Source organism: Campylobacter volucris (assembly GCF_008011665.1).
Lineage (GTDB): Bacteria > Campylobacterota > Campylobacteria > Campylobacterales > Campylobacteraceae > Campylobacter_D > Campylobacter_D volucris_A.
This window is the reverse complement of sequence record NZ_VOWJ01000013.1, coordinates 104293-120915: the sequence shown is the minus strand read 5'-3', so window position 1 is coordinate 120915 and position 16623 is coordinate 104293. Positions and strand designations below refer to the sequence as shown.

General features: G+C 29.0%; 18 protein-coding genes. 1 reads left to right on the top strand and 17 read right to left on the bottom strand.

The genetic code is table 11. The features are described 5' to 3' along the window. Nucleotides 1-144: 144 nt before the first annotated feature. The 6 genes from FPD38_RS01380 to FPD38_RS01355 are packed head-to-tail and all read right to left on the bottom strand — an operon-like array spanning nucleotide 145 to nucleotide 4690. The gene (locus FPD38_RS01380) at nucleotides 145-870 is read right to left on the bottom strand and encodes a Nif3-like dinuclear metal center hexameric protein (protein ID WP_147555108.1); all 726 of its coding nucleotides are present in this window, start codon (nucleotides 868-870) and stop codon (nucleotides 145-147) included. Next, on the bottom strand, nucleotides 866-1726 hold the full coding sequence (gene glyQ, locus FPD38_RS01375; protein ID WP_147555107.1) for a glycine--tRNA ligase subunit alpha: 861 nt from the start codon (nucleotides 1724-1726) through the stop codon (nucleotides 866-868). The genes FPD38_RS01380 and glyQ overlap by 5 nt, the downstream gene beginning before the upstream one ends. Before the next feature lie 2 nt (nucleotides 1727-1728). Further along, nucleotides 1729-2229, bottom strand: coding sequence for a DUF3972 domain-containing protein (locus FPD38_RS01370; RefSeq protein WP_039665712.1), 501 nt, complete (start codon nucleotides 2227-2229; stop codon nucleotides 1729-1731). Nucleotides 2230-2238: 9 nt separating this feature from the next. Further along, on the bottom strand, nucleotides 2239-2733 hold the full coding sequence (gene purE / locus FPD38_RS01365) for a 5-(carboxyamino)imidazole ribonucleotide mutase (RefSeq protein ID WP_147555008.1): 495 nt from the start codon (nucleotides 2731-2733) through the stop codon (nucleotides 2239-2241). After that, complete coding sequence (locus tag FPD38_RS01360) at nucleotides 2730-3986, bottom strand: peptidase U32 family protein (protein WP_147555007.1); 1257 nt, start codon at nucleotides 3984-3986, stop codon at nucleotides 2730-2732. Before FPD38_RS01360 ends, purE begins: the two co-directional genes overlap by 4 nt. Next, nucleotides 3983-4690: a protein phosphatase CheZ gene (locus FPD38_RS01355; RefSeq protein WP_147555006.1), complete on the bottom strand. Its 708-nt coding sequence runs from the start codon at nucleotides 4688-4690 to the stop codon at nucleotides 3983-3985. The genes FPD38_RS01360 and FPD38_RS01355 overlap by 4 nt, the downstream gene beginning before the upstream one ends. A gap of 229 nt (nucleotides 4691-4919) precedes the next feature. Between FPD38_RS01355 and glnA the strand changes: the two genes are divergently transcribed. Continuing rightward, nucleotides 4920-6350 (top strand): type I glutamate--ammonia ligase, encoded by a 1431-nt coding sequence (gene glnA / locus FPD38_RS01350; protein ID WP_147555005.1) that lies wholly within the window; start codon nucleotides 4920-4922, stop codon nucleotides 6348-6350. Nucleotides 6351-6374: 24 nt separating this feature from the next. Here the strand turns inward: glnA and purU are convergent, their stop codons facing one another. From purU to napA, 11 genes are all read right to left on the bottom strand, one after another. Next, entirely contained in the window at nucleotides 6375-7202 is an 828-nt protein-coding gene (gene purU / locus FPD38_RS01345; RefSeq protein WP_147555004.1) for a formyltetrahydrofolate deformylase, read from the bottom strand. Beyond that, the gene (locus FPD38_RS01340) at nucleotides 7199-8311 is read right to left on the bottom strand and encodes a tRNA nucleotidyltransferase/poly(A) polymerase family protein (RefSeq protein WP_147555003.1); all 1113 of its coding nucleotides are present in this window, start codon (nucleotides 8309-8311) and stop codon (nucleotides 7199-7201) included. Before FPD38_RS01340 ends, purU begins: the two co-directional genes overlap by 4 nt. After that, on the bottom strand, nucleotides 8280-8714 hold the full coding sequence (gene ciaD, locus FPD38_RS01335; RefSeq protein ID WP_147555002.1) for an effector protein CiaD: 435 nt from the start codon (nucleotides 8712-8714) through the stop codon (nucleotides 8280-8282). The genes FPD38_RS01340 and ciaD overlap by 32 nt, the downstream gene beginning before the upstream one ends. Continuing rightward, nucleotides 8711-8956 (bottom strand): hypothetical protein, encoded by a 246-nt coding sequence (locus FPD38_RS01330; RefSeq protein WP_147555001.1) that lies wholly within the window; start codon nucleotides 8954-8956, stop codon nucleotides 8711-8713. Before FPD38_RS01330 ends, ciaD begins: the two co-directional genes overlap by 4 nt. Before the next feature lie 68 nt (nucleotides 8957-9024). Further along, entirely contained in the window at nucleotides 9025-10188 is a 1164-nt protein-coding gene (locus tag FPD38_RS01325; protein WP_147555000.1) for an MFS transporter, read from the bottom strand. A 191-nt stretch (nucleotides 10189-10379) separates the two neighbouring features. Continuing rightward, nucleotides 10380-10715: a chaperone NapD gene (locus tag FPD38_RS01320; RefSeq protein WP_147554999.1), complete on the bottom strand. Its 336-nt coding sequence runs from the start codon at nucleotides 10713-10715 to the stop codon at nucleotides 10380-10382. Next, nucleotides 10702-11628, bottom strand: coding sequence for a WD40 repeat domain-containing protein (locus tag FPD38_RS01315; protein WP_147554998.1), 927 nt, complete (start codon nucleotides 11626-11628; stop codon nucleotides 10702-10704). Before FPD38_RS01315 ends, FPD38_RS01320 begins: the two co-directional genes overlap by 14 nt. Nucleotides 11629-11633: 5 nt before the next feature. Next, the gene (locus FPD38_RS01310; RefSeq protein ID WP_147554997.1) at nucleotides 11634-12152 is read right to left on the bottom strand and encodes a nitrate reductase cytochrome c-type subunit; all 519 of its coding nucleotides are present in this window, start codon (nucleotides 12150-12152) and stop codon (nucleotides 11634-11636) included. Then, on the bottom strand, nucleotides 12142-12933 hold the full coding sequence (gene napH, locus FPD38_RS01305; protein WP_147554996.1) for a quinol dehydrogenase ferredoxin subunit NapH: 792 nt from the start codon (nucleotides 12931-12933) through the stop codon (nucleotides 12142-12144). The genes FPD38_RS01310 and napH overlap by 11 nt, the downstream gene beginning before the upstream one ends. Then, nucleotides 12930-13679: a ferredoxin-type protein NapG gene (gene napG, locus FPD38_RS01300; protein ID WP_147554995.1), complete on the bottom strand. Its 750-nt coding sequence runs from the start codon at nucleotides 13677-13679 to the stop codon at nucleotides 12930-12932. Before napG ends, napH begins: the two co-directional genes overlap by 4 nt. Before the next feature lie 2 nt (nucleotides 13680-13681). After that, nucleotides 13682-16456, bottom strand: a complete 2775-nt coding sequence (gene napA, locus FPD38_RS01295) for a periplasmic nitrate reductase subunit alpha (RefSeq protein ID WP_147554994.1) — start codon at nucleotides 16454-16456, stop codon at nucleotides 13682-13684. Nucleotides 16457-16623 lie beyond the last annotated feature (167 nt).

The following is a 16623-nucleotide window of genomic DNA, read 5'->3' as shown; positions in this document are numbered from 1 at the left end:
CTTCTTCTGTTTTATCAAGCATTAAACGCTTTTCTTTTAATTTTTTAGTAGCTTCATCTACTTTAAGCGTAAAACCATCTAATTCTTTATCGATTTGCGATAAAACTATAAGTTGATCTAAATGTTTATTCATTTATTTTATCCTTAAAAATATTGAAATGGATTTTTTGAAACTGACATTATAACTTCTAAAGGAAATTTTTGCAAATGTCTTGCTAAAATCTCTCCAAAATATTTTTCACTATCATAATGACCTATATCAATTAAATTTAGATTATTATGATAGCTTTCTAAAGCTTGATGGTATTTAAAATCCCCACTCAAAAAACAATCTGCTTTTACATTTGCAATCAAATCTCCACCACTTCCAGTGCAAATAGCAACTTTTTTTAATTGATTATTTTTTGTTTGAACCACTCTTAAATGTTCTATATTTAATTTTTCTTTTACATAAAGTACAAAATCTTCAAAAGTAAAATCTACTTTGCAATAAATTAAAAAATCCTCTTTGCTATATACACTTAAGCCTAAAATTTGCTCAGTAAAATATTCATTTAGATGGCTTAAATCAAAATTAGTATGCATGGCAATTAAAGCTATATTTTTTTGTATCATTTTGGTAATTAAATTTTGAGGATACAAATTACCACTAATATGCTTAATACCTTTAAAAATCAAAGGATGATGAACAATAAATAAAGAATTTTCACAAGCTTTATCAAGTAAATACTCATCTATATCCAAACTAAGATAAATTTTAGTTACTTCATCATTTAAATTTCCAATTAATAATCCACTATTATCCCAAGAACTTTGAGTATCAAAAGGACTTATAAAATTAAGATAATCATAAATTTCTTTTATTTTAATCTTCATTTAAATTTTCTTTATAAATTAAAGCACAATTTTTAGATAATTCTCTAATTTTTAACATAAAATCTTGTCTTTGGGTTACCGATATAGCACCTCTTGCATCAAGTAAATTAAAAGTATGCGCAGCTAACATACAATAATCATATGCAGGCAAAGCAAGTTTTGCTTCAAGCGCATTTTTACATTCTTTATAAGCATTTTCAAACTGAGAATTTAAAATTTGCACATCGCTGATTTCAAAATTGTATTTACTAAATTCATATTCTGTTTGTTTATGCACATCATGATAGGTAATTTTTTCACCCTTAAATTCATTCCAAACTATATCATATACATTATCTACATTTTGCAAATACATTGCGATTCTTTCAAGACCATAGGTGATTTCAGCACTCACTAAATCAACAGCTATCCCGCCAACTTGCTGAAAATAAGTAAATTGAGTTACTTCCATGCCATCAAGCCAAACTTCCCATCCTAAGCCCCAAGCTCCTAAACTAGGACTTTCCCAATTATCTTCTACAAAGCGAATATCATGAGACTTTAAATTAAAACCTAAATTTTCCAAACTTTTTAAATACAATTCTTGGATATTGTCAGGACTTGGCTTCATTAAAACTTGAAATTGATAATAAGCACCCAATCTATTAGGATTTTCACCATATCTACCATCAGTTGGCCTTCTGCTTGGAGCCACATAAGCAGCTGCCCAAGGTTTTTTTCCTAAACTTCTTAAAAAGGTAGCTGGATGAAAAGTACCTGCTCCTGCTGGAAAATCATAAGGTTGCATAATTGCACAACCTTGTTTTTGCCAATACTCCTGCAAGGTTAAAATCATTTTTGAAAAAGTCATCATTAGTTTATTTCCTCTGGTTTTTCTTGGGTATTTGCATAAAGATCTACTGTTTTATTCCACATCATTTTATATTTTCGTTTTAAAAATTCTATTTCATCTCTAGCATGTTTTAGCTCTAAATTTAAAGTTTCAATAGTTTTTCTATCTGCATCGTATAATTCTTGCATTGAATAAAGAGCATCTTTTAAAAATTTATTTTCACTTTTTAAAGCTTCTAAGGTTTCATCTTTGGCATCTAAAACTTTTTCATGTAAATTTAAAATAGTTCCAATGGTTTTTTCTACAAAACTTTCTCCAGCTAAAGTCATAGAATTTACCATAGCAGGTTGGTGATTAGAAGCTGTTGGAACAACACTAAAGGTTCCTTGATTTGCTTCGATATAAATTTTTCCATCTTCATCTTTAAAATTTAAAGCTCCTTTTGCCATCATTCCTTTGACTACATCTTCAGACAAATGAACTAATTGACAAAATTCTTTTAATTCTAAATAAGTTTGCATTTAATTTCCTTAAAGAAAAATTTCTATTTGACTAGAATCTTTGCTTAATTTTTCTTGCTGTTTTATTCTATCTTCTAATAATTTGCTAGCTAAATCTTCATCATTAATTGCTAAAATTTGGATAGCTAAATATGCAGCATTAATCGCTCCAGCTTTGCCAATGGCTAGCGTAGCAACGGGAATTCCACTTGGCATTTGAACAGTTGAAAACAAAGAATCCATACCTACCAAATTACTCCCTGATATTGGCACACCAATAACAGGTTTAGTTGTATGTGCAGCAACCGCTCCTGCTAAATGCGCAGCCATACCAGCTACAGCGATAAATACTTTAGCACCTTTAATTTCTGCTTCTTTAATATACCCTTGAGTTCTTTGAGGGCTTCTATGAGCTGAAGTGATTAAAACTTCATATTTTACACCAAAATCATCAAATACTCTCAAAGCTTCTTTTATAACATCATAATCATTTTTGCTTCCCATCAATACCGACACAAATTTCACTCGATATTCTTTCTTAAAAAGCTAAATTCTGGAAGTTTAAATGGTAGATAAATTTCATTTTCATTGCCACTATGAATTTCTTGAAATTCTTTATTGTTTTTTGCTAATAATTGTTTAAAAACTATAAAATTTTTTCCATCTTTTTGATAAGTTAAGCCTATTTTACTCTCTCCTAATTCAATTTTACTATTTATAGGAGTTAAAATTTCATATTCTTTATTTAATTGTATTTTACCTTTGCACTTAAAAAATTCGCCATCTTCGCTAATAGCATGAACTTGGTGAGTTCCCTCTTCTATACTAGTGTCGTGATTAATAGAATCAGTTTTTTCGTAAGCTCTTGAAACCAAATATCCATCTGTAAAACCTCTATTTTTTAAGGTTTGAATTTCTTTTTCATATTTATTTGCTTCAAAAGTATCATTAAGTACATCTTCTACGGCCATTTTATAAGTTCTAGTTGTCAAAGCAACATAATACTCACTTTTTGTACGACCTTCTATCTTAAATGCATTGATACAATTTTCTTGCATAATTTTTTGTATATAAGAACTTAAATTTAAATCTTTAGAATTAAAAATATGTGTTCCATTTTCATCTTCTTCAAGTCTAAATAAGGTGTTAGTTTGTGGATTTTTAGCGTAAAGTTCGTAATTAAATCTACAATCATTTGCACACGAACCACGATTACTCATACGACCACTTTGCACTGATGAGATTAAACACCTTCCAGAATATGCAAAACACATAGAACCATGAACAAAACTTTCTAATTCGATATCACAATTATTTTTTAAATCCTTAGCATCTTTTAAACCAAGCTCTCTTGCTATCACAACACGCTTTGCACCCATATCTTTATAGACTTTTGCATCAAGATAGTTTAAGATATTTGCTTGAGTGGAAACATGAAGATTAATCTCAGGAGCTAACTCTCTAACTAATTGCATCGCTCCAACTGAAGCAACAATAAAAGCATCAGGTTTCATCTCTTTTAGTTTTAAAATATGTCTTTTTAAACCTTCAATTTGAGAACTAAAATGAAAACCATTGATAGTCACATAAATTTTTTTACCCCTAAAATGAGTATAATCAATAGCTTCTTTAAAACTATCATAGGTAAAATCTCGAGCAGTTCTTGCTCTTAATGAAAAATTATTCACACCAGCATAAATTGCATCAGCACCATAAGCTAATGCAATTTTTAATTTAGTAAAATTTCCTGCCGGAGAAACAATCTCGGGAATAATCATTTTTTTCCCAAACTAGCAATCAAAGCCTCTATATCGTCATTACTTACGACATCTGCAGTTGTGTCACCTTCAATATGCACTGCAGATCCAACGCGTTTTTCATCATCAATCTTACCTTCAAATAAGCTGCTCATGTATCTACTTAAAGCCCTCATTACATTTATAACGCGCTCAATTTTTTGACGATGTATATCTTGATACTGCATAGCATCCATGGCCATCATAACCTCATCTTGACCAGTTTGCAAGCAACCTGTAATCTCATCAATAATATTTTTAGCGTTATTATTTGTATCAATAGCTTCTTTAAAACTTGCTACATTTGGAAATTTAGCATTTAGTTTTTCAAAAATATCAATATTTTTATTCAAAGCATCACTAATAACACAAAGTTCATTTTCAGAATTTGCAAAAAAATCATTAATAGCCTCAAGCTTTTCCATCATTTCAGTAGCTTTAATCTCACTATCTCTAGTAACATCGTCAAGTTGATGCACAACCTTATGTTCTTTGCTTGGTGGTGGTGGTGGCCAAGCCATGTCTGCTCTTGCTTTATAATCACCACTTATCATATCATTAACCATTTTTTTGTTTTTTTCTTCATCTTCGTAATCTGTTTCTGGCTTTTCTTCATTTGTTTCCACAGAATCAAGATCTAAATCATCAGAACCATTCATTAAAGCATCTAATTCTTCTTGAGTCATCTTACACCTTTTGTTGTGATAAAAAATAATTCAAGATTATATTATAAAAATTATAATTACGCGATTAATTTTTGAAAATTATTTTAAATTTTAACAATAAAAATATATTTTTACATTTGCTAATAAAAATTATATTAATTTAAACTTAATTTAAAAAAAATATAATACAATTTGAAAATTTTAGATTTACAATCTATGATTTCATTTATTCTAGAAAGGATTAAATAAGATGGGGAAATTTGTGAAAAATGTGGAGGAATTTTTTGGATATTGCAAAGAACATGAAGTTTTGTTTGTTGATTTTAGATTTACAGATATGATAGGAACTTGGCATCATATCACATATAATATCAAAGCAATAGATAAAGATACTTTTAAAAATGGAATTCCTTTTGATGCTAGCTCTTTACATGGATGGCAACCTATAGATAAGTCTGATATGATTTTAAAACCTGATGTAAAAAGTGCATTTTTAGATCCTTTTACCGCTGATCCCACTATCATTGTAATTTGCGATGTTTATGATATTTATAAAGGGCAAATGTATGAAAAATGTCCTAGAAGTATTGCTAAAAAAGCGATGGAATATTTAACAAATAGTAATATTGCAGATAGTGCTTATTTTGGTCCTGAAAATGAATTTTTTATCTTTGATAATGTAAAAATTATAGATTCTCCAAATTGCTCAAAATATGAAGTAGATACCGAAGAAGGAGAATGGAACGACAATAAAGATTTTAATGATAGCTATAATACCGGTCATAGACCTAGAAACAAAGGTGGATATTTCCCTGTGTCTCCAATTGATTCTAGTGTAGATATACGCTCTGAAATGGTTCAGGTTTTAGAAAGAGTTGGATTAAAAGTTTTTGTTCATCATCATGAAGTAGCTCAAGGACAAGCAGAAATTGGAGTAGAATTTGGAAATCTAGTTGAAGCAGCAGATAATGTTCAAATTTACAAATATATTGTAAAGATGGTCGCTCATCTAAATGGAAAAACTGCTACTTTCATGCCAAAACCTTTATATGGTGATAATGGAAGTGGTATGCATGTGCATATGAGTCTTTGGAAAGATGGGATAAATTTATTTTATGATAAAGATGGGTATGGGAAATTAAGTCAATGTGCTATTAATTACATAGGTGGTATTTTAGCCAATGCTAGGAGCGTTGCTGCCTTTACAAATCCAAGTTCAAATTCATATAAAAGAATAGTCCCTGGCTTTGAGGCTCCTTGTATTTTAACCTATTCTTACCAAAATCGCTCGGCAAGCTGTCGCGTGCCTTATGGGATCAATGAAAAAAGCGCTAGAGTAGAAATAAGATTTCCAGATAATACTGCAAATCCTTATCTCGCTTTTACAAGCTTACTTATGGCAGGACTTGATGGTATTAAAAATCAAACAAAACCTGTCGGGCCAATGGATGAAAATCTCTTTGCTTTAACCTTAGATGAAATTAGAGAAAAAGGTATAGAACAACTCCCTCATACTTTAAGAGGCTCACTTGAAGCACTAATTCGTAAAAATACCTTCTTAAAACCTGTAATGAGCGATGTTTTTATAGATGATTATCAACATATGAAATTTGAAACTCAAGTTTGGCCAGTAGAAGCTAGACCTACTGCTTATGAATTTAAAACTTGCTATTCTTGTTAAATTGATGCCAATTTAGGCATCAATTTAAAATACTATTGTTTTATTGTTATAAATAAAAATCCTATCATCAAAGACAAAATCTAAAGCTTTTGATAAAACATTTTTTTCGACATTACGGCCCGCTTGCTGCATCATCTGCCAAGAATACTCATGTGTTACAGGAATGACATCTTGAGTGATGATTGGACCTTCATCTAAATCATTATTCACAAAATGCGCAGTTGCTCCAATAATCTTAACACCTCGCTCATAAGCTTGTTTGTATGGATTTGCTCCTATAAAAGCTGGTAAAAAAGAATGATGGATGTTAATGATTTTTCCTTCAAAATGCTGCACAAAAGAAGAAGATAAAATTCTCATATATTTAGCTAACACTATATAGTCAAATTCATATTGATTTAAACATTCAAGTATTTTTTCCTCATGGTTTTCTCTAGTTAAATTTTGAGCTTCTATAGTATGAAAAGGGATATTAAATTTATCCACTAAAGGCTTTAAAATATCATAATTTGCTATTACAGCTTTAATATTAGCATTAAATTCATTGCTAAAATGACGAATTAATAATTCTCCAAGACAATGTGTTTCTTTAGTAGCAAAAATAATAATATCTTTTTTTCTTTTTTCGCAAATTTCTACCAAAGAATCACTTGGTAAAACTGCTTCTAAAGTTCCTTTAAAAGCTTGTAAGTCAAGCTCTCCTTCTAAGTGAGCTCTAAAGAAAAATCTTTCCTCGCCGACAAATTCATCATTTTTAACAATATTTATCCTATATTTAAAAATCACATCTGAAATTCTATAAATCAAACCTTTTTCATCACTACAAGAAATTTTTAAAATATACTCTTTCACACTAACTCCTTTAAATATTTTTTAATTTCTTCAAGCTTGCTCTCATGAAGCTTTACTCCAAGATCTTTTCCAATATAACCTTGTTTTATTAAATCTTTAGCACAAATTTTATTTTCAAATTTTTTATTAAATAGGTTTATTTTTTTAGCTTGTTTAATGCGTTCATCATTCCAAAGACCTAGCCAATCACAAAGTCTAAATTCTAAAGCAATTGTAGCCAAATCAAAATCACTTATTTTATCTAAAATAAATTTTTGTTCGCTTTTTTTTAAAAATTCTTTTTTAATTTTAGTTTTTTTAAAAAAATCATCTTTTGAAATTTGAAAAAAATTTAAATATAAATATAAAAACAAAGCCTCATCTTTGACGTATTTTTGACTCATACTAAGTAATGTTTTAAAATTTTGATCATTATAACTTTTATAATAAAAAATTTTATCTTCTAAATTTAAAATTTGAAAAAATTCATAAGCTTTGTCTAAATTTGAAGTTTTAAAAATTTTATAAAGCTCTTCATTGATTCTTTCTCTTGAAAGATCGCTAATATCCATATTTTGCATTAAAGCTAAAGTAGTATCAGCTATATTTAAATCAAAACGACACGCAAAAGAAATAGCACGCAAAATTCTCAAACTATCTTCTATAAAGCTTTCATCATTAATATGTCTTAATATTTTTAAATTCAAATCTTTCAAGCCATCATAAAAATCATAAAATTTATAATCAAAAATATTGATCATCAAAGCATTAATAGTAAAATCTCTTCTTTTTGCACCATCTTTTTCATCATTACAAATTTTAACTTCAAAACCTTTATGACCTATAGAAGTTTTATTTTCATATCTTGCAAGCGCAAGATCAAAATTTTTATATTTATATACAAAAAAACTTTTTCCAAAACCTTTTGCGCCAAGTTGTGCCATTAATTGATCAAATTTTAAAGGGTCTATATCGTAAATTTCTATATCATAATCATTACTAGGTAAATTTAAAAAAGAATTTCTTACACAACCTCCTACCAAATATGCTCTTTTAGTATGAGGTTGTAAAATTTTTTTGATACTTAAAAAATCGTTGTTATTTTTTAAGTCTATCTTCAATTTTTGCAAGCAAAAACTCTAAAAAAGTTATAGTTATATCTAATCTCTTTTCTAAATGTTCATCTTTTGTGTTTTTTAAACCTTCAAATAATACTAAAATTCTTTCTCTAAGATTTTTTAGAAAAAACTCTTCATTATTTTGTACAAATTCTTCTTCTTTAGCAAGCTCTTCAATTTTTAAGATAGATTTTTCTTCAGCAATTTTTACTTCCAATTGATCAAGTTCTTGCATAAGTTCTTGTGTTACTTTGTTAAGTTCTTCTTTGATTTGCAATTCTTGTCTTTTTGGCTCTTCTTTAATTGAAGAAATTTCTTCCACCATAGGAGTAAATTCATCATTTTTGATGTTTTTATTATCAAGTTCTAAATTTACTTCACTAATTGCTTTTTTTGCTAAATCTTCAATATTCATAGTTTTATTAACCACCTTTTAAATTCATTGATTTCTTCTTCACTTTTCATATTTACAAAAAAATCAAGCATTTCATAATTTAAATCTTCATGATTAGAACGCAATCCACTCAATCTTCTAATCGCATCAATGGCATTTTTATTTTGCGGATCTTGTTTTAAAATATTTTTATAAATCTCCAAAGCTTCGTCTTTTAAACCTTGCGCCTCATATATAGAAGCTTCTGTTACTGTATATCTCATGTAAAAAACCTATAAAATTATAAAAATTTATAAATCTTATCTAAAAAGTATTTAATATAATTTTAATTTTACTTGATCATCTTTGCATTGTAAGCTAAAAATATAAAAACATTTAGCAAAATTCCAACAAAAATCAGCAATAACAAACTAAGATCAAAATTCCCAAATTTATCATGAAAAACACCTATAATCCAAGGTGCTTGGGCTGCTATTAAATATCCTATTCCTTGTGACATCGCAGAAAGTTTTGCCGCTATAATAGAATTTGCACTTTTGGTCGTAATAAATAATAATATTATGGTAAAAACTCCACTAGAAGCGCAGCCTATAAAAACAGCCACTATATATAACATTATTTTTGCATCAAAAAAGAAAATAATAATAAAACTCAAAAGATACGAAAAACTTAATAAAATAATATATTTTTTATCATGGAATTTTAATTTATTCAAAATCATAGGTGAAAACAAAGCTATGGGCAAACCAATAATTTGTGATAATAATAAAATATTTGAACCAAAGCCAATATCATAACCTTTTTGACTAATCATCACACTAAGCCAAGCAAAAAGACTATAAGATAAAAAACTCTGTAAACCCATACAAATAGTAATTTTCCAAGCCGTAGAATTTAAAAAAACATTTGTTTTATTATTTTTTTTCTTTTTAGAGCGTAATAATCTCTTATTTTTTAAATGTGGAATACAAAAAAATAAAGCAACAAAAGCCAAAATACTCCAAGAAAACATAGCTTGAGGAATATTAAAAATTTGAAGCAATGGTAAAGAAAATGCTACTCCTATAATAGAAGAAAAACCCAAAAAAAGACCATATAATCCCATTATATTAGAAGATTTTCTAGGAAATTTTTCTTTAATAAAACTAGGCAATAATACATTAGCAATAGCAATGCCGCTACCAAGCAAAAATACTCCAGAAAATAAACCAAAAATTCCACCATGACTTCTAATTATTTCACCAAATATGATTAAAATTAATGCGTAAAACAAAGCTTTGATTTGAGAAAAAAATGTTGCACAAAATGATATAAATCCAAATGCTATCAAAGGCAAAGCCGTAAGCATACCTGCCAAAGCTGAATTAATGTTATAATATTCTTTGATATATTCGATCATAGGGCCTATAGAAGTTATAGGTGCTCTTAAATTTAAAGCAATGGCTATTACAACCAAAATATTAATCCAAAAGATTTTTTTATAAGAAATTTGCATTGTTAGATTAAAAATTAGTTATGGTGATTAAGAATATTTTTGATATATTTTTGTTTTTCATTTTTCAAATCATCCTTTGTTTTTTGCTGGTGGTTAGTTTTAGCAATCTCATTTTCTTTGGCAAAATAAACATAATCGATGATAAAAATGGAAGCTATAATCACAAATATAGGAATTAAAAATACCATGCATTAAAACTTTTTATAAATACTACCATAATACTCTAGCTTATCTTTTTTAAGTTTTTCATTAAAATCATCTGCTTGAAAATTTGCTTTTAAAATTTTTTCTCTTTCTTCATCTAAGTCTTGATAGGAAAAAACCATATTAATGCTTATAATATCATCAAGTTTTTCTAAATTTTTATAAGCACTTAATTCGTCTTCTAAATTTTCACTTTCTATTATCACAATAATTTTATCATCTTGAACTAATTCTACACTACAAAATGAAACTTTTTCAATTTTTTCTTTAATTTTTTCGATTTTTTCTTTTTTACTTACAATCAAAACACTAGAAAGATTCATTTATACTCCAAAATATTATTGTATTTTCATAACCTGCACTAATAAATTCATAATCATTTAAAAATATAAGATATTCTAACAAAAAATCCTTATTTTGAAATGTTTTTATAGTTTGTAAGGTATTTGTATCAACAAGTTCTATAGTATTTTTTTCATTATCTCCAAAAATAGCCATACTAGCATTTAAATTTAAAGCACAAGTATATATCAAAAAATCCTTCTCTAGGCTTTTTTCTTCACCATTTTTTATAATACCTAATTTTCTATCAGTCCCACAGCTAACTATGGTGTTATTTTTAAAATCTAATTGATAAATATTATCTTTATGTATATTTTTATAATTTTTCACAATTTGAAATTTTTTTAAGTCAAAAACTATAACTTGACCACTTTCAAAACCAGCAACCAAAGTATTTTTATCGTCATTTAAAACAATATCACTTAAACTTGAAGTAGAAAAAGTAAATGTTTTAATAGTCTTTTTTGTTTTTAAATCTAAGATTTCAATACCAGATGCTAATAAAGCCAATAAAATAGTATCTTCATCTAAAAACAAAGCTTTTTTGACTCCATCATTTAAGAGTTTGAAACTTTCCAATTGATTGTCTTTATAAATATTTATATTTTTACTACCAAAATTTCCTTCACTTAAAATCAATATACTATCGTTTAAAAAATCTATACTATAAATTCTAGCATCAACATTTTCTTCATAAAAATTTTTAATCTTAGCTAATTGAGCAATGGTGTGAATTTTTTTATCTTTAATGGAGAAATTCAAAATTTCTCCATTATCAAGTCCTATAAGTAATTTTCCATCTATTAATTTTAAAGCGTTTAAATTGGAATTTAATTTTAATTCATATGAAAACGCATAAATACAAACTAAAAAGAGGAAAAATACTACTCTCATGAAAATTATTTTACTCCTTCATTTAATACATCTAAAAGATTAGATTTTTTCTTTGATTCTTCATTTTTAAATTGAGCTTTAAAACTATTTCCTACTAAAGATTTTGCATCGCTTTGTGGTACATGACATTGAGTGCAATTAAACCTAGCTTCGCTTATCATATCTTTAGTAGATTTGTTTTTTCTAAAATCAAAATAATGACTCTTAGGAAGAGGCGTAGCGCCGACATCTTGAGCAACTGATCTATCATGACAACTCAAACAAATATTGTTGTCTTTGGTAATTGGAAGCATATCCTCTAAAGTATGTGGAATCAAAGGAGGTGCATTTTCAAATGATCTTTCTATTAAAATAGCTTCTCCTGCAGATGCTTGAGAGTATTTTGCATCTAATAATTTCACATTCTCACTTTCCAAACTCGTTCTTCTTAAACCCAAATCTTTTGAATCAATACTATTAACAGCAAATCCACATGCGCTTATAAAAACAGCTGCTGCTAAGGACAAAAAGATTTTATTTTTCATTTTCTCTCCTTAAATTTATTATACTAAAACCTAAAGCATCATCACTACAAACATCAATACATCTTCCGCATCTTATACACTCGCCTAATGTTATATCTTGATCTTTTTTACCTATCATCCAAAGCACTTGTTTTTCAGGACACACACTGATACACTTATAACACTTTGTGCATTTTTGCAAACTATATCTTACTTTTAAAAGTGAAAAACGAGATATCAAGGCCCAAAAAGCACCCAAAGGACAAAAATAAGAACATGTAAATCTAGGACTTAAAAAAGCATCGATGCAAAAAATAATCAATGCCATAAATATCCAAGAAATTCCACCAAATATAATCCCTCTTTGAATAATGCCTATATAAGAAAATTCTTCAAATACAGGAAAAGATAAAATAAAAGAAAAAAGCAATACTAAAAACAATATATAATAACGCAAATTTTTATTTACATTGATCGTTTTTATCGGAGTAAGCTTAAATTTTATTCTAACAAAATTTGCAAAATCTGTTATGATATTTACAGGACAAACCCAAGCACAATATGCTCTTCCAGCAAAAATAGCATAAAAACAAAATATCACCAAAGCTCCACTTAAAACTGCTAAATCTACTTGCAAACTTGCCAACATAAGTTGCAAAAGTGCAAAAGGATCACTAAGTGGTATGGTTGAAAATAAAACCGAAGAGCTTAAATTTCCTTTTAAGATAAAACTACATGCACTTAAAGAAAATAAAATCAAAATAGAAAATTGCACCATTCTTCTTAAAATAAGATATTTCATAACAATTCTCCATCATTGAGATAATCTTTAGCTTTATTTTTATCAAATTTTTTCTCTGTATTTACATCTTGCAAACGCTTCTCATCCTTTTCATCCCAACCTTTAATGTAGTTATTTCCAGCTTCCCCTAAAACAAATTCTCTAGGTAAAATTTTAATAGCTGGTTTTTGAGTAATGCAAACTTTTTCACAAAATCCACACCCTACGCAAACTTCATGATCAACAACAGGAAGTAAAAATGCATGCTTTGCTGTCCTATCATTACGCTTTGATTCTAATTTTAAAGCTTTATCTATCAAAGGACAGGCTCTATAACAAGCATCACATTGAATTCCCCAATAAGCTACACAACTTGCACTATCAATAATAGCTATACCCATTTTTGTTTTATAAATTCCATCTTTTTGCTCTAAATATTTATGATCTAGTGCATCAGTAGGACAATCCCTAATACAAGGGATATCTTCGCACAACCTACATGGATTTTCCCTAGCTATAAAATAAGGCGTACCATTTGCAGGTTTTTCTTGCAAAGTAGCTAATTTTAAAATATCATAAGGACAAGCTTTCACACAAAGGCCACATCTTATACATTTTGACAAGAATTTCCTCTCATCATCTGCTCCAGGAGGTCTTAAAAAATATCCTTGAACAGAGCTGATAGCTAAACTTGCTAAAAATGCACTGCCGCTGCCTATGCATAAAAGTTTAAAGCTAAAAGCTAAAAATTCTCTTCTACTGCTCATTATTATGCTTTAGTAATTTTTACTGCACACTTTTTAAAATCAGTTTGCTTAGATAACGGACAAGTTGCATCAAGCGTAACCTTGTTTATATACACATTCTCATCAAACCAAGGCACATACACAAGTCCTTTAGAAGGCCTATTTCTACCGCGTAAATCCACTCTTGCCTTTACTTTGCCACGGCGTGATTGCACCCATACTATATCACCTTGAGCAATTTGCATTTTTTCAGCATCATCTTCATTCATATAGCAAAGCGCTTCAGGAACTGCACGGAAAAGTTCAGGAACTCTCATAGTCATTGTCCCACTATGCCAATGCTCTAACACCCTACCAGTACATAACCAAAATGGATATTCTTCGCTCGGTCTTTCTGGTGCTTTCATAAATGGTCTAAAGAAAATTTTTGCTTTATTTTTTAAACTATATTTTTCTTGAGTTTGTGGAGCTAGCAAATCGCCTTTTGATAATTCTTTAGCAAATTCACCATAAAAAGCAAAATCTGAATTTGGAGCAGCTTTTTTCGCATAATAATCAAATTTTGTATTAAATCTCCATTGAGTTTCTTTGCCATTTACAACAGGCCATCTTAACCCCCTTACTTTATGGTAAGTATCAAAATCGGCTAAATCATGTCCATGACCTAAACCAAATTTGCGATATTCTTCCCATAGATATTTTTGAACAAAAAATCCATATCCATCAAATTCTTTACCATCACTTCCGATAACTTTTCTCTCATCGCCATTTACTTCACTATTGTCAAATCCTTTTGCGATAGGATCTTTTGCTTTGAAAGATTTTGCTTCTTCATTGGCGAATAATACATCATATAAGGTATCATCTTCACTATAACCCATAGCTTTAGCTTCTTCTAATACACTTGGTAAAGTCAATTTATCATTTACCTTAGTCTCATCCCAAATTTCTTTTAATTTAAAGCGTTTAGAAAATTCCATTAATTGCCACAAATCACTCATAGCTTCACCTACTGGTAAAACTTGTTGTTTCCAATGCTGAGTTCTTCTTTCAGCATTACCATAAGCACCCCATTTTTCATAAATCATAGCACTAGGTAAAATTAAATCAGCAACTTTTGCACTAATACCTGGATAACAATCACTTACAACTATAAAATTATCCATATTTCTAGCGGCATTAATCCAGTGATTTGCATTTGCAGTATTTTGCCATGGGTTATTTACTTGAACCCATACAAATTTAATCTTGCCATCTTCTAAATCTCTCATTATATTAAGATAAGGAGCACCTGGCTTTGGATTAATAGTTTTTGCAGGAACTTTCCAAATTTTTTCTGAAATTTCTCTATGTTTAGCATTCGCTACAACCATATCAGCAGGCAAACGATGAGAAAATGTTCCTACTTCTCTTGCTGTTCCACAAGCGCTTGGTTGACCTGTCAAAGAAAAAGCCCCACTTCCTGGTTTTGCTTGTTTTCCAAGTAAAAAATGCACCATATAAGCTTGCTCATTTACCCAACTACCACGAGTGTGTTGATTAAAACCCATAGTCCAAAAACTAACAACTTTTCTATTTTTCTCTATATATAAATTTGCTAATTCTTGTAATTTTTTCTTAAATTCATCAATGCTTTCATCTTCATTGCCTTTAGCAACCTTTGCTACATAATCAAGAGTGTAAGGCTCTAAAGCTTTTTTAAATTCTTCAAAAGTAATTTCCCAATGCGCATCAGGAGTATTTTGGTGTTTCATTTCAAATTTATCACCCGCTTTCACACCTAAATACGCTAAAGAAACAGCCTCTTCTTCATCTAAAATAATAGAATTTTGTTTAGCCACGGTATCTTTTTCACTAGCTTTGAATTTAGGATGATTTGGATTATTTCTCATACCATAACCAATATCAGCATAACCTGTAGCAAAAACACAATGTTTTTCAACAAATTCTTTATCCATAGCTTCAGGGTGATTATAAACAATTTCTCTTGCTATATAATTCCAAATAGCTAAATCTGTATTTGGTTTAAAAATAATTTCCATATCAGCTATATTAGAAGTTCTATTGGAAAAAGTCGATAAATTTACAATTTTAACTTTATCTAAATTGCTTAATTTTCTATCACTTACTCTTGACCATAAAATCGGATGCATTTCTGCCATATTAGCACCCCAAGTAATGATAGTATCAGTAAGTTCTATATCATCATAACAACCAGAAGGCTCATCAACTCCAAAAGTTTGCATAAAACCAACAACAGCACTCGCCATACAATGTCTAGCATTTGGGTCTATATTATTTGATCTAAAACCAGCTTTTACAAGTTTAGCAGCAGCATATCCTTCTTGTATAGTGTATTGACCACTTGCAAAAACTCCAACACCTTCAACACCTTTTTCTTTATAAGCTTTTTTAAATTGTTTTTCCATTTCATCAAAAGCTCTTTGCCAAGAAACTTGCTGAAATTTCCCATTTTTATCGTATTCTCCTTGTGCATTTACACGAAGCAAAGGAGTAACTAAACGATCTTCACCATACATAATTTTTGCATTAAAATAACCTTTAATGCAATTTAACCCACGATTTACAGGAGCTGCAGGATCGCCTTTTACAGCAACAATTTTACCATCTAAACTTGCAACTAATATTCCACATCCTGTACCACAAAATCTACAAACAGCTTTATCCCAACGCCATTTGTTTTCGGTATTTGCAAGTACACTACTTGGAACACTAAGACCCGCAACACCGCAAGCACTTGCAATAGCAGTATTTTTAATGAAGTCCCTTCTGTTCATTGTTTTACCTCATTTATTTTTTTGTATTTGCATATTTTTTACAACATGCAAATACAATATTACTACAATTATTTTAATTTTTTATTAGAAAGAAAGAATATTTAAAAATATGTATATTTAAGAGTTTTTTAGTATTTTTTAAAAAAATATGCATATTAAAACGCTAT